This is a genomic window from Bacillus sp. 0909A, from assembly GCF_036765115.1.
Classification (GTDB): Bacteria; Bacillota; Bacilli; order Bacillales; family Bacillaceae; genus Bacillus; species Bacillus mojavensis.
In genome coordinates, this window is record NZ_JBAIZU010000003.1 from 455,082 (window position 1) to 477,790 (window position 22,709).

Here is a 22,709-nt window from a genome sequence, read left to right on the forward strand (position 1 = left end):
AAGATGATCATGAAAGTTCTCGTCACTGGAGGAGCAGGTTTTATCGGCAGATGGGTTGTGAAAAAATTATTAGAAGACCGTCATCAAGTATGGGTATTGGATGATTTATCGAATGGACGTTTAGAAAATATAGAAGACCTGAAAAACGACCCTGGTTTTATCGAATTTATCCATGGAGATATAAAGGATGTAAAAACATTAGAGGATCTTTTCTCGACAAAATTTGATATTTGCTACCATTTAGGTGCAAGCATAAACGTACAAGATAGCATCGACGATCCGAAAACCACATTTGAAAATGACACAATCGGTACTTTTAACATTTTAGAATTATGTAAGCAGCATAATGTAAAAGTTGTTTTTATGAGTACCTGCATGGTATATGACCGAGCTGCATTTGCTGAAGGTATTAAAGAAACAGATCCTATTAAACCCGCTTCACCTTATGCCGGATCAAAAATCGCGGCTGAAAATATGGTGCTCTCCTATTATCACGCATACGGTCTCCCTGCTGTGGTTATACGTCCGTTTAACACGTATGGGCCTTACCAAAAAACAGGCGGTGAAGGCGGAGTAGTCGCTATTTTTATAAAAAACAAATTGGACGGTAAAAAGCTGCATATATATGGTGACGGCACACAAACCCGTGATCTTTTATATGTAGAGGATTGTGCTAATTTCGTCGTGCAGGCTGGTTATTCCCAAAAGGCAAACGGTGAAATTATAAACGCAGGCCTTGGAAGAGATATATCTATTAATGAATTAGCAGAGTTAATTGCAGGCGATAAACAAAATATTCACCATGTAGAGCATATACATCCTCAGAGTGAAATTCCAAAATTGTTATGTAACTACGAAAAAGCAAAAAAAATTCTTAATTGGAGCCCGCAGGCCAGTTTGGAGGAAGGAATAAGAAAAACAGAAGAATGGATTAAGAGTACGAATCTCATTTAATAGGAGAATGAAAATGACCAGTGAGAATAAATTAGCAATGACAGGCGGTAAGCCTGTCAGAGATTCATATCTTCCATACGGCAGGCAATGGTTAGATGAAGCTGATATACAATCAGTAGTTGACGTTTTACGAGGAGACTATTTGACGACGGGACCAGCAATCGACTTATTCGAAGAAAAAGTCGCAAACTATGTTGGCAGCCGATATGCTGTTGCATTTTCCAGCGGAACAGCTGCTTTGCATGCGGCTTGCTTTGCTGCGGGAATTTCACAGGGAGACGAAGTCATTACGACACCCATCACATTTGCGGCAAGTGCCAATTGCATTTTGTACATGGGAGCCAAACCGGTTTTCGCAGATATTGATCCGCAAACATACAATATTGACCCTGATTCTATTGAAAAGCTGATCACTCCAAAAACAAAAGCCATTATACCGGTAGATTTTACAGGACAGCCGGTGAATCATGATCAGATTCAAAAAATTGCAAAAGCCCATAACTTGATCGTTATTGAAGATGCTGCCCATGCATTAGGCGCTTCATATAAAGGGGAAACAATCGGTTCAATCAGTGATATGACGATGTTTAGTTTCCACCCTGTTAAACATATTACAACCGGCGAAGGCGGAATGATAACAACTAATAATAGAGAATATTATGAGAAGCTGCTCCAATTCCGCAGTCATGGAATTACCCGCGACCCTAAAAAGCTAAGCCAGAATCATGGATCGTGGTACTATGAAATGCACTTTCTTGGATTCAATTATCGGATGACGGATATCCAAGCTTCATTAGGCATCAGCCAATTGCAAAAATTAGATGATTTTATTGAAAAACGAAGACATCTTGCAAGGATCTACAACGAAAAATTAAAAACAATCTCCCACATTCATCTCCCAATTCAAGATGCAGCCTCAACTTCCAGCTGGCACCTTTACGTCATTGACTTAAAGCTAGATTCGCTTAAAGGAAATCGCGATGATATTTTCAACGCTATGCAAAAAGAAAATATAGGTGTTAACGTTCACTATATACCTGTTTATTTACACCCTTATTATCAACATTTAGGTTATCAAGTGGGCTTATGCCCAAATGCCGAAAAGCTGTATAAAGGAATGATCACCTTGCCTCTGTTTCAATCGATGAATGAAAAAGATGCAGACGATGTTATAAAAGCACTAAAGAAAGTAGTGAATTATTATTCGTAGGAGGTGGTTAGGTGAAAGTAACGGCTATTATCCAAGCACGGATGGGCTCCAGCCGATTGCCGGGTAAAGTGTTGAAAAAAGTGTTGAATAGACCTTTGCTGGAATATCAAATTGAAAGAATCAAAAGAGCAGCACTTATTGATGATATTGTGATCGCCACGACTACAAATGCGATAGATCAACCCATTGTTGAGTTAAGTAAGAGATTGTCTCTTACTTATTATTGCGGGTCAGAAACCGATGTTTTATCAAGGTACTACGAAGCAGCAAAAATAAGCAACGCGGAAAATGTCGTCCGACTAACCTCTGACTGCCCTATTATTGATTATCGTGTGATTGATAAGGTAATAAAATGTTACCTGGATTCAAAGGGCCAATATGATTATGTGTCTAACACCTTACAGCGAACGTATCCCCGCGGAATGGATATAGAGGTTTTTTCAGCTTCTTCGTTAGAGAAAGCTTATCACGAGTCCAGCCTTGACTACGAACGGGAACATGTTACACCCTTTATTTACCTGAATCCAGATCGATTTAGCTTAGCTAATATCACCTATACCGAAAATCAGAAACAGCATAGATGGACTGTAGATACACCCGAGGATTTTTTATTAATCAAAAAAATTATTGAAAAACTTTACCCAACTAAACCTGACTTCAGCCTAGAGGATACCCTAACATTATTGAACGAATTTCCAGAATGGTCATTGCTCAATGCCCGGGTAGAACAAAAAGAAATCATCAATGAAGCCGACAATAAATCCAAGTGATTGAGGTGCTGTGATGAACATCCTTATCAGAACAGATGCTTCAATTGAAATAGGAACAGGTCATGTCATGAGATGCCTCACACTTGCTCATGCGCTGCGTAAAAAGGGGGCAAATATTATCTTTATTTGCCGACACTTACAAGGTCATCTAGCGGAGGTCATCCAAGAGAAACAGTTTGATCTCATTATGCTGCCAGAACCTAAAAAGAATGTTTTCATTCCTAAAACAACTCCGCATTCTGATTGGCTTGGTGTCCCTTGGTATGTTGACGCAGCTGAAACCATTAGCGCGATAAAAGACATGAACAAGGACATCTCCCTCCTTATCATTGATCACTACGCAATTGATATCAATTGGGAGATGAATGTGAAAAAACATGTGAAAAGAATGATGGTGATTGATGACTTGGCTGATCGTTTACATGATTGTGATATATTATTGGATCAGAATCTTTATCATCATTATAAAGATCGTTATGTCAATCTAGTCCCCGAAAGCTGCAAACAATACTTAGGACCAGAATATGTCTTATTGCGAGACGAGTTTTATTCATTTTTACCCCATCACATTAACCGCGATGGAAGTGTAAAAAAGATTCTTGTCTTTTTTGGAGGCAGTGATCCCACTAATGAAACGAAAAAGGTGATGAAAGCCTTTCAGGAGCTTTCCCCCCAGGATATTGAGCTTGATATCGTGATTGGAAATACCAATACTCATAAGAATGAAATTGAAACTATTTGTAAGAAACATGCCTTTTGCAGCTTTCACTGCCAAGTGAATCATATGGCTGAATTAATGTACAATGCCGACCTGGCAATAGGTGCGGGCGGAACGACTACTTGGGAGCGCTGCTATCTCGGCCTTCCAGCGATCGTCATCACCGTCGCAGAAAATCAAGAATCGATCGCTCAAACGCTTGATCAATTAGGCGCGATTAAATATCTGGGACCTAAAGAATCAGTCAATGAATCAGATATCGTCTCAGCCATTCAAGACATGATGAATAGCCCCTTGTCACTCCAACAAATGTCAAGAAAAGCCCGACTGCTGCTGGAAGAAAATATTGATCATCGACAGAACCTCTTATTAGAAATTTTAAAGTAAGGAAGGAATAAATCTGTGTTCAAATATTCCCTTAGACCATTAAAAGAAAAGGACTTAGATACAGTCCTCCGTTGGCGTAACGATGAGAGAATCAGAAAATCAATGTATCATGACCAAATAATTAATGAAGAACAGCATCATCAATGGTTCAAGAAAATAAATACATCCAAAACAGAACATTATTTTATATTTACAATTGATCATAAAGAAACTGGCTTTGTTAGCTTTAAAGATGTTGATGATAAGCATAACCACTGCTATTGGGGTTTCTATATTGGAGAGCCCGAGAGTCCAAAAGGCTCTGGCTCTATCATGGGGTTTTTAGCGTTAGAATGGGCGTTTCAAAAGTTGTGTGTTGAGAAAGTATACGGAGAAGTACTTTTGAATAACGAAAGAAGCTTATCATTTCACCAAACATTCGGTTTTTGTAAAGAAGGTCATTTTCGAAACCATATAGTAAGAAATCATAAATACCTTGATGTAATCAGATATGGTCTCTTAAAAGAAGAATGGATTGCTGAAAAGCCGAAATTGATCCAGAAATTGGCTGAAAGAGGAATAGATATCAAGGACATTGATACAGGTTTTAGTGAACTTTAGACTTTGACCAATCATTTCATATAGATGACATCAAAGTCTATTGTTTTACGGCCGGTATTCCTGTGAATAGAAGGGAGTGCAAATATGAACGAAATCAATATAGATGGAAGAAGTATTGGCCCGCATCATCCCCCATTTATTATTGCTGAAATGTCCGGGAACCATAATCAATCGTTAGAACGTGCTTTTCACATTATAGAAGCAGCTGCCAAAGCAGGTGCACACGCATTAAAAATACAAACCTATACCGCTGATACGATGACGTTAAATATAGATACAAAAGATTTTAAAATTGAGGATAACGATAGTCTATGGTCTGGCAGTACGCTCTATACATTATATCAGCAGGCTTACACCCCATGGGAATGGCATAAACCCATTTTCGATAAATGCCGGGAGCTGGGAATGATTCCTTTGAGTACGCCATTTGATGAATCGGCTGTCGACTTTTTGGAAGACCTGGGAGTGCCTATATATAAAATAGCCTCATTTGAAAATACTGATATCCCTCTTATCAAAAAGGTGGCTGCTACAGGTAAACCCATTATCATTTCAACTGGAATGGCTACAGTAGCAGAAATTGATGAAACAATAACGGCTGCCAAGGAAGCAGGCTGTAAAGAATTAATCCTTCTAAAATGCACAAGCACCTACCCGGCATCACCAGTAAACACCAATATTTCTACGATTCCTCATATGAAGGAATTATTTAATTGCCAAGTCGGCTTATCAGATCACACAATGGGAACAGGAGTTGCTGTCGCCAGTGTCGCCTTAGGCGCAACTGTGATTGAGAAACACTTCACTTTATCAAGAGCTGATGGCGGTGTAGATTCTGCCTTTTCACTGGAACCACCTGAATTGAAAGAACTTGTCGTTGAAACGGAAAGGGCATGGCAAGCGTTAGGACAGATCACCTATGGACCAACTGACAAGGAAAAAGCTTCGCTTAAATTTCGCCGCTCTATTTATGTAACAAACGATATAAAAGCCGGAGAGATTTTCACCAAAGAAAATATTAAGGTGATACGACCTGGTTATGGTTTGGAACCAAAGTACTTTGATGTAATGATCGGAAAAACAGCAACGAAACATCTTTCAGCAGGGACACCGCTGGGATGGGATTCTATATAGTTTTATCCCCTATTTTTCTATGTAAAGGAATCATAATAATGCTCATAGAAATCGTATACGTTATCTTCAATAGATATATACATTTTAAAAATACAGAATGAATATCCGGTTGTTTCACGAATTCGATGAAATGAAAAAACGGCACCCTGATTGTTAGATAAATCCGCTAACAGTCAGGGTGCCGTGCCGTTTACAGTATTAATACAGCATTTTCTTCCGTCTGTCTTCTTCAGTCAAAAACTCTACAAAGCTCCGCATCGCAAACGGTTCTTCCGTGATCTGGCGCGTATACGTGTTTTTGCGCTCTTCTGAAAGAATTTCGCTCTTTTTGATTCTGTTCAGCATATAAATATGAACGGTCTTTTGGATTTGTTTATGCTGATAGCCCGCTTCTTTAAAAAATGCTAATCCAAGTGCAGCAAGAAGCGCAAAAAGACCGGCGCTGATCAGGGACTCTCTGTCTGCTGAAGCATGAAAAAGGAAAGCAGCCAAATTAAAGAGAGAGAATGCAGCAAGCGGAACAGCAAGAAAACGGTAGATGACAGTTTTCTTCATTAAAGGCTGTACAGCCTTTTGAATTTTTTGCATTTCTGTTTTAATGAACCCCGGCATTTGTTCTATTCTGTAAAAGTTCATTTATTCTCCCCCTTTATTTGATTTTGCAAGGCTTTACGAACGTTATCATATGAGTTTATTTTAACGCAGGTGCAAGCTGGTTTTAAAGAAATCTGCCCGTGTTTTTCACAAAGAATCTGGATCAACACACTTTATTCTTTTAAAAAGTCAGTGTTATAATTTGTAATGGGAATCAGATTGCTGTTATTCATGGAATACTAATGGCAATCTTCTTGATAAATATGAATTAGCGGGGTTACAAAGTGAGTATTTCTTCCATCCTTTTATCACTTTTTTTCATTTTGAATATTCTTTTGGCCATCATTGTCATATTCAAAGAACGGCGCGATGCCAGTGCATCATGGGCTTGGCTGCTTGTTCTTTTCTTTATTCCCGTTTTAGGCTTTATTTTATACCTATTATTCGGTCATAATCTCAGACGCAAGCATTTGTTTCAATGGGAGGATCGCAAGAAAATCGGAATTGAAAAGCTGCTGCAGCATCAGCTTGAAGAATTAGAAAACAGGCAATTTCAGTTCAACAACCGGGCAACCTTTGATAATAAGGATTTAATATACATGCTCATCATGAATAATCATGCTGTCTTTACAGAGGATAATTCAGTTGATGTCATTACAGACGGACGTGATAAGTTTCAGCGGCTTTTACATGACATATCAAAGGCAAAGGATCATATCCATCTACAATATTATATTTACAAAGGTGATGAATTAGGAAAAAAATTACGGGACGCCCTCATTCAGAAAGCGAAAGAAGGTGTTCAGGTCAGGGTTTTGTATGATGAGCTCGGGTCCAGAACGCTACGCAAAAAGTTTTTTAAAAAACTGCGTGAGGCCGGCGGGCATGTGGAGGTCTTTTTCCCTTCAAAACTCAGGCCGATTAACCTTCGGCTGAATTACCGCAACCACCGAAAACTCGTCATCATAGACGGCATAACCGGTTATGTCGGTGGGTTTAATGTCGGGGATGAATACCTCGGCCTCAATCCGAAGTTCGGCTATTGGCGCGATACCCATATCCGATTGCAGGGAACGGCCGTACACGCCATTCAGACACGATTCATCCTTGACTGGAACCAAGCTTCACATCATCATACACTCACCTATATTCCGAACCACTTTCCCGATTGCAGCCCAAAGGGAAATGTCGGGATGCAGATTGTCACGAGCGGGCCCGATTCCGAATGGGAACAAATTAAAAACGGCTACATCAAAATGATATCAAACGCCAAACGTAGCATTTTGATACAAACACCTTACTTTATTCCGGACGCAAGCCTGCTGGATGCACTAAGGATTGCGTGCCTGTCCGGCATTGATGTCAACATTATGATACCGAACAAGCCCGACCATGCCTTTGTATACTGGGCCACACTTTCGTATATCGGGGATCTTTTAAAAGCCGGAGCTACCGTCTATATATACGATAATGGCTTTATCCACGCGAAAACAATCGTTGTGGATGACGAAATTGCGTCAGTCGGTACAGCGAATATCGACGTCCGAAGCTTCAGGCTGAATTTTGAGGTTAATGCATTTATTTATGATATTAACATTGCCAAAAAACTGGTTTCTACATTTAAAGAAGATTTGCTCGTATCGAGAAAATATACCTACGAGGAATATCAGCAGCGATCATTATGGATCCGCATTAAGGAATCCGTGTCACGGCTGCTGTCGCCGATTTTATAAGATGTGCCAATCCCCCGGCCTTTATGGCCGGGGTTTTTCAGCATGGCATTATCACACATCCCGTAAAAACGCGCGTGACCTTTCCCATATAGCGTGGAATCGTAATAAAAAATCACTAATATGATCATGTAATTTATCAAGAGCGGCTTGCACCTCCGGATCGTCAGACCAAGCTCCATTCACGCCGCTTCAAAATCAAATTCACTATTTTTATTTCTTTATACAAAACTTCTCACAAATAGTGTATAAAAGAAAAGTGAGTATTTTTTTGTAAAGGGGACCCGTGTCAATGAATCCGGAAACGGTCAACAAAACCCTCATCAGTATTTCAAAATGGGGAAAAGCAACAGGCATTTTATTTATTATTATGGGCGCTTTTACTGCGCTTTCAGGCGCTTTCTTTTTTCTTATCGGCGCAGTGCCCGGCGTACTGCAAATCATATCTGGCATCTTTTTGATGCGGTCAGCAAAAGAAGCGGGCTTAATGGCTGAAAAGCATAGCGGGCAATCTGAAGATTTAATGCTGGAGAATTATGCGAAATTTGTAAAGATGCAAGGGATTTATCTAATCGTGAGCATCGCTGTATCGATTCTGGCGATCATCGCATTCTTCATCTTTCTAATGCTTGGAATCGCTGACGGCATATTCAGCGATTATGATACGTACAGCAGCTATTAAGTAAAAAACCCGGAGGTAACCTCCGGGTTTTTTCTTGTTATTCCGCTTCGCTTACTACTGTGAAGCGTTCATTCTTGTGTGACGGATGTTCAAGCTCATCCAAAACAGCAATCGCATAATCGGCATAGCTGATATAACTGTCGCCTTTTGCGTTTACGATCACATTGTCTTTTCCTTTTTGGTAAGATCCCGTCCGCTTTCCTGCCGCATCAAAAAACGCCGCCGGGCTGAGGAATGTCCAGGAAATAGAGTCTGCCTTTTGCAGGTCTTTCAGGTTTTCTCCTTGATTTGATGCAGTCGGAAGATATTCTTTCGGGAATTCCGGTGTATCCATTAAACGTGTTGTTTTGGCTTCATCAACGAACAGGCTTCCCGCTCCGCCGACGACAAACAATCTTGTATGTTTTGCATCCTTTAGCAGGCTGATTAATGTTCTGCCTGCTTCAACATGAAGATGTTCCTGGCCAGGCGCAGCTCCAAAAGCGTTCACGAGTGCATCGAAAGGCTTGAGATCTTCCGCTGTCAGTTCAAAAACATCTTTCTCCAAAATCGCTGTGTCCCGCTCCTGCACTTTAGATGCATTTCGGACAATGGCCGTTACCTCGTGGCCTCTTTCCTTCGCTTCTTTCAAAATCAGACTTCCCGCTTTTCCGCTTGCACCGATAATTCCTATTTTCATTTTTTGATTTCCTCCTTATTTGTAACAATTTTAGTTACATGTTGGCGGTGAGAAGTCATCTCTTTTGATCAAAAGAGATGATTCATTACATCTTTTAATGACTTGCTTGCCAGCTCATTTTCCATCGCTTTTTGCACACTTTCAAATGTCTCATCCAGTGCGCACTGAATTTTTTTGCCTACCGGACACTTCGGGTTCGGGTTTTCATGAACCGCAAATAGTTCCTCTTGGTTTTGAACAGCCCGATATACTTCTAAAAGAGAAATATCAGCCGGATCTTTTGTGAGGCTCGCGCCCGGCACCCCGGCGCGTGATGTGAGAATATCACCCTTTTTCAGCAGGCTGATCATTCTTCTTACAACAACCGGATTGGTGTTGACACTGTCAGCGATAATGTCCGAAGACGCTTTTTCATCCATCGAAATGAGCGATAAAATATGAATGGCAACAGCAAGACGGCTGTTAATCATGTTTTTTCACCACCGTTGTAACTATAATAGTTACATTTAATTCATTTGTCAACATATAATATACACTAAATTTGCGCTTCTTGGACATCCGTTTAGTCAATAAAACGGCCGGATGTACTCCGGCCGCGTCTTGTCAGAATAAGAAATATCGTTGTCCCAGCGGAACATAATCGACAGGCTGGCAGGATAATTCTTCTCCGTCAGCAAAGACCTGATACGTTTTCGGATCGACTTCAATCTTCGGCAAAGCAGCGTTTAATTTCATATCCAGCTTGCTCAGCTTGCGGATGTTTTTCACAGGAGAAATTCTTTTTTCCAGCCCTAACCTTTCCGCCACGCCCCTTTCAATGCCCGCCTGGGACATAAACGTAATGGAGGTTGAGCGGTTGGCTTTACCATACGAAGCATACATTTGGCGCATGAACACAGGCTCCGGAGTCGGGATAGACGCGTTTGGATCCCCCATTTGCGCGCGTGCTATCATGCCGCCCTTTAAGACCAATTCCGGTTTCACGCCGAAAAATACAGGATCCCACAGGACAAGGTCAGCGAGCTTTCCTTTTTCTACAGAACCGACTTCATGGCTGAGGCCGTGAGTAATTGCCGGGTTAATCGTATATTTGGCAATGTAGCGTTTCGCACGTACGTTATCGTTTCCGTTTTCTCCAGTGAGAGCGCCGCGCTGTTTTTTCATTTTGTTAGCCACCTGCCAAGTGCGGATAATGACTTCGCCAACCCGCCCCATCGCTTGGGAATCCGATGACGTCATGCTGATCGCGCCAATATCATGGAGAATGTCCTCTGCCGCAATCGTCGCAGCCCTGATTCTGGAATGGCTGAACGCCACGTCCTCAGGCACCTTCGCGTCTAAATGGTGACAGACCATCATCATGTCAAGGTGCTCATCCATCGTATTGACGGTGTAAGGGATTGTCGGCGTTGTGGATGACGGCAGAATGTTCGCATATGAGGCGAGCTTCATAATATCCGGGGCATGGCCTCCGCCTGCTCCTTCAATGTGATAGGTATGAATCACCCGCTCCCCAATTGCATCAAGCGTGTTTTCCAGAAAGCCCGCTTCATTGATCGTATCCGTATGGATTGCGACTTGAATATCGGCTTCCTCCACAACTTCCATGCACGTTTTAATAGCGCTTGGCGTTGTGCCCCAGTCTTCATGAAGCTTCAGACCGATGGCGCCGGCTTCCACCTGTTCGATCAGCGGCGCTTTATCGGATGCGTTCCCTTTCCCCAAGAAGCCGACATTGATCGGAAATTCCTCGGCTGCTTCCAGCATCCTTGCCATATACCATGCACCAGAAGTACATGTTGTCGCTTTGCTTCCTGTAGCGGGCCCCGTTCCGCCTCCAAGAAGAGTCGTCACTCCTGAGGAAAGTGCAACTTCCATCTGCTGAGGACAAATAAAGTGGATGTGCGTATCCACTCCTCCAGCCGTTAAAATTTTGCCTTCACCGGAAATCACCTCTGTACCCGCACCGATGACCATATGCGGATCAACTCCATCCATGATATCGGGGTTGCCGCTTTTTCCGACACCCACGATCCGGCCGTCCTTTACACCGACATCCGCTTTGACAATGCCTGTGTAATCCAATAACACGACGTTGGTGATCACCAAATCCAAAGCGCCGTCTTTTCCTGTGATGCTGCCGTTTTGGCCCATGCCGTCACGGATCGTTTTTCCGCCTCCAAAGATCATTTCTTCACCATATACAGTGAAGTCCTTTTCGACTTCGATCCATAAGTCCGTATCGCCCAATCTGATTTTATCACCCGTTGTCGGACCAAACAGCTCCGCGTATTGTTCCCGTGACATTTTCATCGAATCACACCCTCCATCCAGCCGGCTTTCTTTAAGTTGGCTAACGTTTTTTCTTTGCCGCGTTCATCGATATACGTATCGGCCATTCCGTTCAGTCCTCTTACTGTTTTTCGTCCTCTGAATTCAACAAGCGTGACCGTTTTCTCCTCACCTGGCTCAAAACGGACCGATGTGCCTGACGGAATGTCGATACGCATGCCGATGGCTTGTTCGCGGTCAAACGATAGCGCACCATTGGCTTCCGCAAAATGAAAATGGGAACCGACCTGAACGGAACGTGATCCGGTGTTTTTCACCGCTATCTCCCGTGTCTGGCGGCCTTCGTTAATCGTAATGGTTCCCTCAGCAATCTGAAATGCTCCCGGCTTCATGACTTCACCTCCGCAGAAATCGGATGGTGTACTGTGACAAGCTTCACTCCGTCAGGGAATGTAGCTTCCACCTGAATGCTGTCCAGCATCTCAGGCACGCCCTCCATGACATCTTTTTCAGTCAATACATGGCGGCCGGCTTCCATCAGCTCCGCCACTCCCTTTCCATCGCGCGCGCCTTCCATGATAAAACAGGTGAGATAAGCGGCAGCCTCGGGATAGTTGAGCAGAACGCCGCGCGCCTTTCGCTGTTTGGCTAATTCTCCCGCTGCAAAAATGAGCAATTTCTCTTGTTCAACCGGTGTCAGTTTCATCTTAGGTCCTCCTTATTATCGTCATTCTAAAGCGGATTGCGTTACATGAATCTCCGGAACGATGCAGGCGGGCCATCACCTCCCTTTTTCAGGATGCTGATCAAACAGTGAGATGCCTTTCAAAACCGCGAGCGGTTTCTTCGTCAGCCTTTCCGTGAGCGACGACCGTTCCCCTGTCCATGACGTAAAGATAGTCAGCGCACGTTAAGGCGTTCTCTAAGCTGTGTTCCACCAAAACAACTGCAGTCTCTTTTTTTCTGGAAATTTCTATGATGAATTTTTGAATCAATTCCACGATTGAGGGCTGAATTCCTTCCATTGGTTCATCTAGTAAAATCATTTTTGGATTACCCATCAGCGCTCTGGCAATCGCAAGCTGCTGCTGCTGTCCTCCGCTCAAATCGCCACCTTTACGGTCGAGCATGTCCTTCAAAACAGGAAAACACTGAAAAATCTCTTCCTTGATCTGCCCTCTCCGCTCCTTCTTAGGAAGCGGTTCTTCTCCGAGCAAAAGATTATCGCGAACGGTTAAAGCGGGGAAGATGTCTCTCCCCTGCGGCACGTACGCCATTCCTGCTCTTGCCCGTTTTTCCGTCTTTTCGTTTTGAACAAACGTTTGATGAAAACGGATTTGTCCCTGTTTGGCCGGGATTAGGCCGATGATCGTCTTCAGCAAAGTGGATTTGCCGACTCCGTTTCGGCCTAATACAGCGACGATCTGCCCGGGGCGGACTTCCATGCTGAGGTTATGCAAAACCATGGATTGATCGTAACCGGATGTCACATTACTGACCGCTATCATGATGCTCCGCTCCTTCCTAAATACACCGCTGCCACCTCTTCATTGCTTGTAATCTCATCCATCGATCCTTCACAAAGCACTTTCCCTTCATGCATCACCGTCACTTTTCTGGAAAACGAGCGGACAAAATCCATATCGTGCTCCACAATTAAAACGGAACACGTTTTGGCAATTTCCTCAAGGAGAGCCCCGGTTTTATCCCGCTCTTTTCCCGTCATTCCGGCGATCGGTTCATCCAGCAGCAAAAGCTTCGGGTCCATGGCGAGCTGCATGCCGATTTCGAGCCATTGTTTCTGTCCGTGTGACAGGCTGCCGGCTTTTATACCCTGCTTTCCTTCTAAACCGATCAGCTTCAGGATGTCTGTCATTCTGTCACGCTGTTCTCTTGTCATACGCGCCAACAGCAGGGAGAGAATCGTTTTTTTCTGCTTCATGGCAAGCTCGATATTTTCAAACACGGTCAGCTGCGAAAAGACACTCGGAGCCTGAAACTTTCTGGCGACGCCCATTTTGGCGATCTGATATTCCGGAACCTTTGTCAGTTCTGCCGTTTCCTGAAACACAACCTCACCCGACTGCGGCTTTGTTTTCCCACAAATAATATCCAGCATGGTTGTTTTCCCGGCGCCATTCGGCCCAATTAAAAAGTGAATATCACGTTCCTGCACACTGATATCCGCCCCCCGCAGCGCCCAAAACCCATCAAACTGAACTTTCACGTCACGGCAGATAAGTATCGGTTTCATATGCAGCCGCTCCTTTCTTTTTCGAGAAAGAAAGCCGGGTTCCAAGCTTCTCAAACAGTCCGACAATCCCTTTTGGCAAGTAAAGCACGACGATCATAAACAGCGCACCGAGGAAATACAGCCAAATGTCAGGATAATATTCGCTTAAATAGCTTTTCATGCCGTTTGTTAACAGCGCGCCCAGCACAGCTCCGAAAATGGAGTGCCTGCCGCCGATCGCCACCCACAGCACCATTTCCACTGAAGGGATGATGCCCATCATTTCCGGCGAGATCATTCCGTCCTGAAGCACAAATAGCATCCCGGCAATTCCCGCCATCGCAGCGGACACACAGTAAATAAACACTTTAAAAACAGTGGAATGATAACCAAAAAAACGCACCCTGTTCTCTCCTTCGCGAACCGCCTGCAAAAGCCGGCCAAAGCGGCTTCTCGTAAGAAACAAAGCGAATACAACAGTAAGGCCGAGAAAAAAGACTGTAGTAAAATACAGGATCTTCTTCAACGCAGGATCAGCCAAAGAGTATTGAAAAATCGTATAGAAGTTGGTAAGTCCATTGGTGCCGCCGGTGATTTCCTGGCTGCCGATGAACAGTGTGACCACCACAACGACGACTGCCTGTGATATCAATGAAAAATATACTCCCTTTATATTGTTGCGGAACGTAAAATAGCCGAGCAAAAACGCCAGTAGCACAGGCACAGCCACAGCCGCCGCAATTGCAGCAAAAGGATGCCTGAACAAAGCCCAGATCCACGGCAGTTCTCTGACTCCCGTCCACTCCATAAAATCAGGAATGCCGGATGGTGAGGCTTCTATTTTTAAATACATCGCCATGCAGTAGGCGCCCAATCCGAAAAAGACGCCGTGCCCCAAGCTCAAAATGCCTGTATATCCCCAAATGAGGCAAATGCCGACCGCTACAATCGCAAAGCATAAAAACTTCGACAACAGCCCCAATCGAAACTCCTGAAGAAAGAACGGAGCGGCGATAAAAAGGGCAAACATCACAAGATACGGACTGAATTGCGAAAACTGCTTCATCCGGCACCTCCTAATCAAGTAATCTCGTTCTGACGCTTGCGAGACCCGAAGGCCGCCATTGCAGAAAGAGAATAATAAACGCAAACACCACAACCTTGGCTATGGTGGCGCTTGCCGAATACTCCACAAATGTACTGAGTAATCCCACCAGCACAGCCCCAATAATCGTCCCTTTTAATTTTCCGATACCGCCTAAAATGACGATCATAAAAGCATCGACCAGATAGGACGAACCGAGAGTAGGCCCGATTGACCCCAGCAATGTGAGTGAGCTCCCCGCAATACCGGCCAGCCCGCTTCCGAGCGCGAAAGCCAATGTATCTGTTTTTCTCACAGATACACCAAGACATGATGCCATGCTCCGATTCATCGTAACAGCCTGCATCCGCCGCCCCGCAGAGGTTTTAAACAAATAGAATCCGAGCAGCGCCAGCGTAAAAAGAACGAGCGCCAAAATAAACAGCCTTTTATACGGAAAGGTAACGGAAAACAGCGTTACTCCTCCCGTCAGCCATTCAGGAGACTTGACGGCCACATTTGGTGCGCCAAAAATCGATCTGGCCGCCTGCTGCAGGATCAAGCTTACCCCCCATGTTGCCAAAAGGCTGTCGAGCGGACGGTCATACAACCGCCTGACAATCACCTTTTCAATAACAATTCCCATAAACGCCGCAACGGCAAATGCCATGATCATAGCAATTAAAAAATAGTAAGAAAACAAAGAAGCCGGCAAATAGCTTAAAAACAGCTGCTGAACGACATATGTCATATATGCCCCCGCCATAATCAGCTCACCGTGCGCCATATTGATAATGTTCATCAAACCGAATGTAACGGCCAGTCCAATCGCAATGAGAATCAAAATAGAACCGAGACTGATTCCGTTAAACAATTGCGTTACGATGACAGACATTTTCCGCCTCCTCTCCCGCAAACGGCTTTGATTTATTTAGATAACCCCTTTGCCCAGTCGTACGTTTTTAAATACGGATCAGGTTTTACCGGATCACCTGAGTTCCATACTTCTTTAAACTGTCCATCCCCCGTGATTTGCCCGATTCTAACTGTTTTGTAAAGATGCTGTGTATCCCCATCGATTTTCACTGTGCCGCCCGGGGCCTTGAATGCAATCCCGTCAGCCGCTTTCTTCACTTTATCGATATCAAAGGACTTGGCTTTTTCAACAGCCGCTGCCCATAGATACACCGCATTATAACCGGCTTCAATCGGATCGCTCGTCACCCGGCTATCGCCGTTCATCTTTTTATAATGCTTCACGAATGTCTGATTTTCGTTTGTATTGGTTGTCTGGAAGTAATTCCACACCGCATAATGCCCTTTTAGCACATCAGGACCGATCCCCCGAATTTCTTCCTCTGCGACACTCGCCGACATGACAGGGATTTCATCAGCTGTCACGCCCGCATCTATCAGCTGCTTAAAAAATGCCACATTGCTGTCGCCGTTTAATGTGTTAAAAATAACATCCGGCTGCTTGTCATTGATTTTGCTGACCAGCGTACTGTAATTCGTGTGGCCGAGCGGCGTATACTCTTCACCAACAATTTCTCCCCCAGCGGCTTTCACTTGCGCTCTAATGATCTTATTAGCTGTTCTCGGAAACACATAATCAGAGCCGATCAGAAAGAATGTCTTGCCTTTATTCTTCAGCAGCCAATCGACAGCCGGCACGATTTGCTGATTTGTCGTTGCTCCGGTATAAAAAATATTTGGTGATGACTCCATGCCTTCGTATTGCACCGGATAGAACAGCAGCCCGTTATTTTGCTCCACAACCGGGAGCATCGCTTTGCGGCTCGCTGATGTCCATCCTCCGAAAACAGCCGCCGCTTTGTCCTGCTGAAGCAGCTTTCTCATTTTTTCGGCATATGTAGGCCAGTCAGAAGCCCCGTCCTCCACGACAGGTTCAAGCTTTTTGCCAAGAACGCCGCCTTTTTGATTGATTTCTTGAATCGCCATCAGCTCTGCATCATGAACGGATACCTCGCTGATGGCCATTGTCCCGCTTAATGAGTGAAGAATCCCAATCTTCACTGCATCCCCGCTTGTGTCAATATCAACTGTTTTTTTCGCATCCACGCTGGCTTCCGACACTTTTTTCGGCGCCGCACATCCCGTGATCAGAATCGTGATAAGAACCATCAGAAAGAAAGCCTGTATTCTAACCCCTTTGCTTTTCATTCACAACCTCCTTTTGTCTGATTGAATCAACTGATGTTATAAAAGTTAACAACTTATGTCATTTATTATATAGAACGAGCGCATTACTTTAAAGAATATTTAAAAAATTTAGATACTTTAACCAAATCGATTGTCTTTTTTGTCATATGTATTCACATAAAAAAAGGCAAGAAACATTGTTTCTTGCCTTGCCGCTCTGATTAATTTTTATCTGTGAATGTATCCTTCGCTTTACCGATATCTTTTTGGACCTCGCCTTTTGCCTTATCTTTTTTGCCTTCAGCCTTCATATCCGTTTTGTCGGTCATATCTCCAACTTTATCCTTCACTTCTCCCTTGGCTTTATTTAAGCCGCCTTTCATTTTATCTTTTACACTATCGTTACCCATGTGTAATTCTCTCCCTTCATTTATGTGTGTACTTGTTACCTTCCCGATCTGAGCAGCGGTAAACATTTGAATATTATTTATCGATTTCATAACGCTCTCCGTAACGGAGCACCTTGTAGAGCGCCAGCCCGTCAGATGATTTATTTTCTGAGTAACGGACCGGCAGCAGGGCAAAAAACACATAATACGTAGAAAAGTAGACAAACTGATAAAAAAACACATTCGGCTTCAATACACTGTGTATAATGAGCAAATTCACTGCAAAAATGGTGATTAAGTTAAACAGGCAGCCTCCGGCATAAACAAGTGCGTGTGTGAATCGGTTGTCGATCTTCAGTTCGCCGTACCGGCAAAACGAATCCATAAAATAAATGGTTCTGACCTGTATCGGCCCGATCCTGAACAGCTTTTTGCCCATCCCGATATCCAATGAACCCTTCCCGCCAAAAATAAAGGCCATAAAGCTGTGCCCGGCAACATGTATAATAGATACAAGCGGCAGAACGATGAGGAAAGACCACAGAAACTTCACCATATCATCAAATCCAAACATTGAATTCCCCCTCACGCTTGTCATAAACAACGCCATTTCCCGTTTCACAAAATCGCGGCTAACCATTCGTTTGTGTTCCAAAACAGTATGTAGCGATTTTTCCTGTTCTCCACGGAAATAAACGTCTCGATGCTCCCCTTTTTTTGTATATAAAAAAACCATCTGGAGTCAGATGGTTTTTACACTTGATATAAACAGTCTTCCTTCTGGATCAGCGCTCTCATGCTGACCGCTTTTTCATAGAAAAACACCGCATCTTTATAGTTTTCGTGAAGGCTGGAATATGCAGCTGCATCCAGAGCAAATTCCTCAATATACACATACAGGGACTTGGCTTCCATATACTCAAATACCTCTTGAATCATATCCATGTTAACGGATTCCACATATAGGGCCTGCAGAAATTTGTATTTTTCCAGACTAAAGCTGTCGTTTCGTTTTCGGGCGATGGCAATCCCTTTTTCATAATAATGCATAGCCGCTTGTTCAGCTTGTTTTTTGAAGAGAACACGCGTTAAGCTGAACAGCGCTTTCGGGAGCTGCTCCAGCTGATGTTCCTCAAAGACAGGCAGCGCTTTTTCAAAGTAGGCAGCCGCCTGATCCAGCTCTCCTTTTTCATCATAACAGTTCCCCATGTTGTAGAGGGCTGACCCGATCAAGCGGGGCTGTCCTTCCAATAAAGCCAAACGATAAGCGTCATCGAGATGCTCAAGCGCTTTTTCATAATTTCTGTAGTCTATATAGTTTCCCGAAATGACAAAGTGGCATTGAATTCTTCTCACCCTGTAAAAATCATGAGCCTTGTAGGTCTCAAGCGCCTGTATCGCATGATTCATAGAAAAGTGGGTCTGCTTCATAATATAAAATACTTCCGCTACTTTAAAATGAAATTCCGCTCTTTCAATATCATCCTCTACAAACGCAAGCATTTTCTCAGCTTTTCGATAGAAAGATATGGCTGAGATGTAATTGTTCTGTTCAAATTCATACATTCCTCTGAACAAATGAAAATAATACTCAGATAATCCCGAGATGCTGTCCTTGCTGCTTTCCAGCCTCTCGATTAATTCACGATATTGGAGCTGAGATTCCTCGTGCAGGTCGGGCTTTACATAATCAAGCATAATTTGATGACGGTAGCTGATCAGCTGATAGTACAACAGAAGCAGCTGATCCTCTTCCATTCGTTCTATATCATGATCAATCTCTTCCTTCAGCTGAACGGCATCAGCCACTTGAAATGCTAAAATGTGCTTATACCACTGATTGATTTTAACTCCTACTTGAGATGACGGGATCTCGTAAGCGGCCATGCCTCTCCAACCCTTTCTATGAACTAGTGGTTATATTTTATCATATTGTATGGCTTCGGAATTAAAATTCCTTCCAGTGATTCCTTCTTTTTGCCTATCCTTATATCTTTCGGTTTATGAATGAATTTTTTGCACTTTTTTACGCATTACAGTTTTTTACACAAAAAAGCTTACCGGACTTAGCCGATAAGCTTTTATCATATTAACCGCCGATATAAGACATTTCCACTTTCTTTTTCCCTGCTGTTTTTGAAAGCGTCCGGTCTACTGAATATTGGTCTATCCGATTCTTCCAAACTGTGCCGATCATCTCTGTCAGCTCGCCATCACTTAATCCCTGCCGAACCGGCGCTCTGAGGTCATATCCGCTTGAAGCGAATAGGCAAGTAAACAACTCACCGCGCGCAGACAGGCGGGCCCTGTTACACGAGCCGCAGAACGCATCAGATACAGAAGAAATCACACCGATTTCGCCAGAGCCGTCCAAGTAGCGGAATCTTGAAGCAACTTCCCCTTTATAGTTAGGCTTGATCGGTTCAACCGGCATGTGTTCATTGATTACATCAATGATTTCCGCCTTTGTCATGACATCTTTCTTTTCCCATTGGTTGGTGTTGCCGACGTCCATAAATTCGATGAATCTCAGGATATGCCCATTTTCTTTAAAATAGCGCGCCATAGGCAGTATATCTTTTTCATTGACGCCCCTTTGGACAACCATGTTGATTTTAACGCCGAGCCCCGCTTGTTTCGCCGCTTTAATGCCTTCAAGCACCTTACTGACAGAAACCCCTCGCCCGTTGATCAATTTAAAGCGTTCGTCCTCTAATGAATCAAGGCTGATGGTAACCCTTTTCAAGCCGGCTTCTTTGAGTTTCTCAGCATAAACAGGCAGCAGCGACCCGTTTGTCGTCATCGCAATATCACGGAGACCCGGAATGCGGGCCAGTTTTTTGATTAAGTCAGGCATGTCTTTTCTCATAAGCGGTTCTCCGCCGGTCAAGCGGATTTTTTCCACTCCGAACCTGGTAACAAACAGCGTCGCAAGCCGTTCCAATTCCTCAAATGAAAGCAGCTCTTCTTTCTTTAAAAAAGGATAATCCGGCCCAAATAATTCGGCTGGCATACAGTACGTGCATCGGAAGTTGCAGCGGTCTGTAACAGAAATGCGAAGATCTCTGAGCGGTCTGTTCCTTTTATCTAACATCTGGCGAGATTCTGTATTCATTGCGCAGCCCCTCCTATCCCCCAATTCTTTCGGGATGTGTATATACATTAAAAGATCCGTTTCTCACAAAACCGATCGCTGTGATATTTAATTCTTCTGCCATTTGAATCGCAAGCTCTGTCGGGGCCGATTTTGAAATCACAATCGACACGCCGATTTTTGCCGCTTTTAACAGCACTTCTGATGAGATTCTCCCGCTGAAGACAACCAGTTTATCGCGGACGGACATCCCATTCAGCAGACAATGTCCGTATAATTTATCAAGCGCGTTGTGACGGCCGATATCTGTGCGCATCAAAAGCACTTTCTCCGTATCGCAAAGCGCCGCGTTATGCACGCCTCCCGTCTCCTGAAACGTCCCGCTTTCTTTTTGCATATCCTTCATAAGCGCCAAACAAGTTTCAGGCGAAATCTTCATTTGGCTGACAGCCGTCTTGGCGGTTTTGACATCCTGCTGAAAATAAAAATGACGACCTTTTCCGCAGCACGAGCCGATCACCCGTTTCGTATACTCCTGTTGATCCAATGTCCCAGGATGAACAAGATCGACATACACAAAACCGAGACTTTCATCTATTGTAAACCTTTTAATCTCTTTTTGAAATCGAATAACGCCCTCAGATGCGAGAAATCCGATGACGAGCTCTTTGATATGCTCCGGCGTGCAAACGAGCGTGACAAACTCACTGCCGTTCACCATCACCGTCAACGGATATTCCGTCACCATCCGGTCGGTTTGCCTGCTCATTTCCCCTTGTTCATAACGCCATATCTCCCTGACCGCAGTTACTTTATCATTCAATGTCTCTTCCCCTCCGCAATGTTCCTGCCTTTATATTTTTTCACACTCCTCAGATTTTGTCGAATCCTGTTATAAAAAAAAGAGCCCATTCTAAAGGACTCTACGTTTGGTTATGCTGATTCTTTTTCAGGATCATAAACAGCACAAGAGCTGCGATCAAAGTGAGCATGCTGACAAAAAAGAAAGCTGCCAGTTTCAGAAAGACACCGAGCAATATGAAAACCACGGCCGCTATAAGAAATATCAATCCTAACAATCTCATGTTTTCAACCCCTTTTACCGGTATCATTCCCGCAGGCGCTGTTTTTAAACCAATAGAAAAAGGCGCCTGGGGCAGCGCCTTTTCATTGGGTTAATCCGTAAATTTTTGTGCTTCTTTTTCCCAGGCCTGCTCGAATTCTTCCGCACTGTCTGCTGAAATATATTCTCCGCCGCCAGCAACAGCCGCCTGTTTCATTTCCGCGTTTCCTTTCACATCAAAGTTGAAGCCGATAATGTTTACAATCGTATCTACATTCGCTTCACGAAGCTTTTCAATTTCATCAGCAGGATTTCCGCCGCATGTTTCTTCGCCGTCAGTAATTAAATACACCACGTTTTTCCCGTCTGCATCAAACGCTTCAAATTCTTTTCTAGTATCAGAAAGCGCTTTGGCAATTGGCGTCCAACCGGTCGGTTTGATGCCGCTTAAGGAATGGTCAAAGAGCGTTCCTTCATATGGATGGAGGCCGTAAATCGTTTCTGTTGTGCTGCATGAAAGAGCCTTTCCGGAGAGTTTATTGTTTCCGGCATGTCCAAAGACACGAAGCATCAGATTTGTATCCTCAGGAAGCAGCTCGGCAAAAGACTTTACAGATTTTTTGGCAATGTCTATCTTTCGTTCTCCTCCTGTTTTTTGAACCATACTTCCGCTTCCATCAAACAGGACAGCTACATTCGTGTCGGCTTTTTTCTCAGCGGCAAAAGACGGGGACGCAATGGAGACAGTCAACAGTCCAATCATACTTGCAGTCAGCAATTTTTTCATGTTCAACTTCCTTTCTTTATCATATTTTCCAACGTCTTGTTGGATTCTTCTTAATGCTAGAATACGAAACCTCAAATTGATATAGGGCAAGCTGCCTTTTATCTCCTTTTACTCTCTATTCAAAATCACTGGAAACCCCATTCGTT

26 protein-coding genes are annotated in these 22,709 nt (G+C 43.7%); 8 read left to right on the forward strand and 18 right to left on the reverse strand.

The window, feature by feature from the left end:
- The first annotated feature begins 9 nt into the window (after positions 1-9).
- The 6 genes from V6D42_RS12455 to pseI all read left to right on the forward strand — a co-directional run bounded on the left by V6D42_RS12455 (position 10) and on the right by pseI (position 5,773).
- On the forward strand, positions 10-954 hold the full coding sequence (locus V6D42_RS12455; RefSeq protein ID WP_333513424.1) for a dTDP-glucose 4,6-dehydratase: 945 nt from the start codon (positions 10-12) through the stop codon (positions 952-954).
- Positions 955-967: 13 nt separating this feature from the next.
- Complete coding sequence (gene pseC, locus V6D42_RS12460) at positions 968-2,164, forward strand: UDP-4-amino-4,6-dideoxy-N-acetyl-beta-L-altrosamine transaminase (protein WP_333513425.1); 1,197 nt, start codon at positions 968-970, stop codon at positions 2,162-2,164.
- A gap of 11 nt (positions 2,165-2,175) precedes the next feature.
- Complete coding sequence (locus V6D42_RS12465) at positions 2,176-2,934, forward strand: glycosyltransferase family protein (protein WP_326203323.1); 759 nt, start codon at positions 2,176-2,178, stop codon at positions 2,932-2,934.
- Positions 2,935-2,947: 13 nt separating this feature from the next.
- Entirely contained in the window at positions 2,948-4,039 is a 1,092-nt protein-coding gene (gene pseG / locus V6D42_RS12470) for a UDP-2,4-diacetamido-2,4,6-trideoxy-beta-L-altropyranose hydrolase (RefSeq protein WP_333513426.1), read from the forward strand.
- 15 nt (positions 4,040-4,054) lie between these two features.
- The gene (gene pseH, locus V6D42_RS12475) at positions 4,055-4,639 is read left to right on the forward strand and encodes a UDP-4-amino-4,6-dideoxy-N-acetyl-beta-L-altrosamine N-acetyltransferase (RefSeq protein ID WP_333513427.1); all 585 of its coding nucleotides are present in this window, start codon (positions 4,055-4,057) and stop codon (positions 4,637-4,639) included.
- A gap of 84 nt (positions 4,640-4,723) precedes the next feature.
- Positions 4,724-5,773 carry a pseudaminic acid synthase gene (pseI, locus tag V6D42_RS12480; RefSeq protein WP_010332201.1) on the forward strand — a complete coding sequence of 350 codons (1,050 nt, stop codon included), beginning with the start codon at positions 4,724-4,726 and terminating at the stop codon, positions 5,771-5,773.
- Between the two features lie 198 nt (positions 5,774-5,971).
- On the opposite strand, the gene V6D42_RS12485 is transcribed toward pseI, so the two are convergent.
- The gene (locus tag V6D42_RS12485) at positions 5,972-6,409 is read right to left on the reverse strand and encodes a DUF5392 family protein (protein ID WP_168748955.1); all 438 of its coding nucleotides are present in this window, start codon (positions 6,407-6,409) and stop codon (positions 5,972-5,974) included.
- A 242-nt stretch (positions 6,410-6,651) separates the two neighbouring features.
- Between V6D42_RS12485 and cls the strand changes: the two genes are divergently transcribed.
- Together cls and V6D42_RS12495 are read left to right on the forward strand one after the other, a co-directional pair.
- A complete protein-coding gene (cls, locus tag V6D42_RS12490; RefSeq protein WP_010332203.1) occupies positions 6,652-8,100 on the forward strand; it encodes a cardiolipin synthase in 1,449 nt (482 codons plus the stop codon).
- A gap of 289 nt (positions 8,101-8,389) precedes the next feature.
- A complete protein-coding gene (locus tag V6D42_RS12495) occupies positions 8,390-8,779 on the forward strand; it encodes a DUF5362 family protein (protein ID WP_010332204.1) in 390 nt (129 codons plus the stop codon).
- A 37-nt stretch (positions 8,780-8,816) separates the two neighbouring features.
- On the opposite strand, the gene V6D42_RS12500 is transcribed toward V6D42_RS12495, so the two are convergent.
- The 17 genes from V6D42_RS12500 to V6D42_RS12580 all read right to left on the reverse strand — a co-directional run bounded on the left by V6D42_RS12500 (position 8,817) and on the right by V6D42_RS12580 (position 22,563).
- Entirely contained in the window at positions 8,817-9,458 is a 642-nt protein-coding gene (locus V6D42_RS12500) for an NAD(P)-dependent oxidoreductase (protein ID WP_333513428.1), read from the reverse strand.
- A 68-nt stretch (positions 9,459-9,526) separates the two neighbouring features.
- Positions 9,527-9,928 carry an Rrf2 family transcriptional regulator gene (locus V6D42_RS12505; RefSeq protein WP_010332206.1) on the reverse strand — a complete coding sequence of 134 codons (402 nt, stop codon included), beginning with the start codon at positions 9,926-9,928 and terminating at the stop codon, positions 9,527-9,529.
- Between the two features lie 133 nt (positions 9,929-10,061).
- Positions 10,062-11,771 (reverse strand): urease subunit alpha, encoded by a 1,710-nt coding sequence (gene ureC, locus V6D42_RS12510; protein WP_333513429.1) that lies wholly within the window; start codon positions 11,769-11,771, stop codon positions 10,062-10,064.
- Positions 11,768-12,142 (reverse strand): urease subunit beta, encoded by a 375-nt coding sequence (ureB, locus tag V6D42_RS12515; protein ID WP_010332208.1) that lies wholly within the window; start codon positions 12,140-12,142, stop codon positions 11,768-11,770. Before ureB ends, ureC begins: the two co-directional genes overlap by 4 nt.
- On the reverse strand, positions 12,139-12,456 hold the full coding sequence (gene ureA, locus V6D42_RS12520) for an urease subunit gamma (protein ID WP_010332209.1): 318 nt from the start codon (positions 12,454-12,456) through the stop codon (positions 12,139-12,141). Before ureA ends, ureB begins: the two co-directional genes overlap by 4 nt.
- Before the next feature lie 100 nt (positions 12,457-12,556).
- On the reverse strand, positions 12,557-13,258 hold the full coding sequence (gene urtE, locus V6D42_RS12525) for an urea ABC transporter ATP-binding subunit UrtE (protein ID WP_333513430.1): 702 nt from the start codon (positions 13,256-13,258) through the stop codon (positions 12,557-12,559).
- On the reverse strand, positions 13,255-14,004 hold the full coding sequence (urtD, locus tag V6D42_RS12530) for an urea ABC transporter ATP-binding protein UrtD (RefSeq protein WP_333513431.1): 750 nt from the start codon (positions 14,002-14,004) through the stop codon (positions 13,255-13,257). The genes urtE and urtD overlap by 4 nt, the downstream gene beginning before the upstream one ends.
- Positions 13,979-15,049: an urea ABC transporter permease subunit UrtC gene (urtC, locus tag V6D42_RS12535; protein ID WP_333513432.1), complete on the reverse strand. Its 1,071-nt coding sequence runs from the start codon at positions 15,047-15,049 to the stop codon at positions 13,979-13,981. The genes urtD and urtC overlap by 26 nt, the downstream gene beginning before the upstream one ends.
- 10 nt (positions 15,050-15,059) lie before the next feature.
- Complete coding sequence (urtB, locus tag V6D42_RS12540; protein ID WP_333513433.1) at positions 15,060-15,962, reverse strand: urea ABC transporter permease subunit UrtB; 903 nt, start codon at positions 15,960-15,962, stop codon at positions 15,060-15,062.
- A 32-nt stretch (positions 15,963-15,994) separates the two neighbouring features.
- On the reverse strand, positions 15,995-17,251 hold the full coding sequence (gene urtA / locus V6D42_RS12545) for an urea ABC transporter substrate-binding protein (protein ID WP_333513434.1): 1,257 nt from the start codon (positions 17,249-17,251) through the stop codon (positions 15,995-15,997).
- A 200-nt stretch (positions 17,252-17,451) separates the two neighbouring features.
- On the reverse strand, positions 17,452-17,640 hold the full coding sequence (locus V6D42_RS12550; protein WP_026014623.1) for a CsbD family protein: 189 nt from the start codon (positions 17,638-17,640) through the stop codon (positions 17,452-17,454).
- 73 nt (positions 17,641-17,713) lie between these two features.
- A complete protein-coding gene (locus V6D42_RS12555) occupies positions 17,714-18,193 on the reverse strand; it encodes a hypothetical protein (RefSeq protein ID WP_168748964.1) in 480 nt (159 codons plus the stop codon).
- Between the two features lie 179 nt (positions 18,194-18,372).
- Positions 18,373-19,506 carry a response regulator aspartate phosphatase gene (locus V6D42_RS12560; RefSeq protein WP_333513435.1) on the reverse strand — a complete coding sequence of 378 codons (1,134 nt, stop codon included), beginning with the start codon at positions 19,504-19,506 and terminating at the stop codon, positions 18,373-18,375.
- Positions 19,507-19,708: 202 nt separating this feature from the next.
- Positions 19,709-20,734, reverse strand: a complete 1,026-nt coding sequence (moaA, locus tag V6D42_RS12565) for a GTP 3',8-cyclase MoaA (RefSeq protein ID WP_333513436.1) — start codon at positions 20,732-20,734, stop codon at positions 19,709-19,711.
- A 13-nt stretch (positions 20,735-20,747) separates the two neighbouring features.
- Positions 20,748-21,536: a formate dehydrogenase accessory sulfurtransferase FdhD gene (gene fdhD, locus V6D42_RS12570; RefSeq protein WP_333513437.1), complete on the reverse strand. Its 789-nt coding sequence runs from the start codon at positions 21,534-21,536 to the stop codon at positions 20,748-20,750.
- Between the two features lie 100 nt (positions 21,537-21,636).
- Positions 21,637-21,798: a hypothetical protein gene (locus V6D42_RS12575; RefSeq protein WP_010332220.1), complete on the reverse strand. Its 162-nt coding sequence runs from the start codon at positions 21,796-21,798 to the stop codon at positions 21,637-21,639.
- A 90-nt stretch (positions 21,799-21,888) separates the two neighbouring features.
- Positions 21,889-22,563 carry a vWA domain-containing protein gene (locus tag V6D42_RS12580; RefSeq protein WP_010332221.1) on the reverse strand — a complete coding sequence of 225 codons (675 nt, stop codon included), beginning with the start codon at positions 22,561-22,563 and terminating at the stop codon, positions 21,889-21,891.
- Positions 22,564-22,709 lie beyond the last annotated feature (146 nt).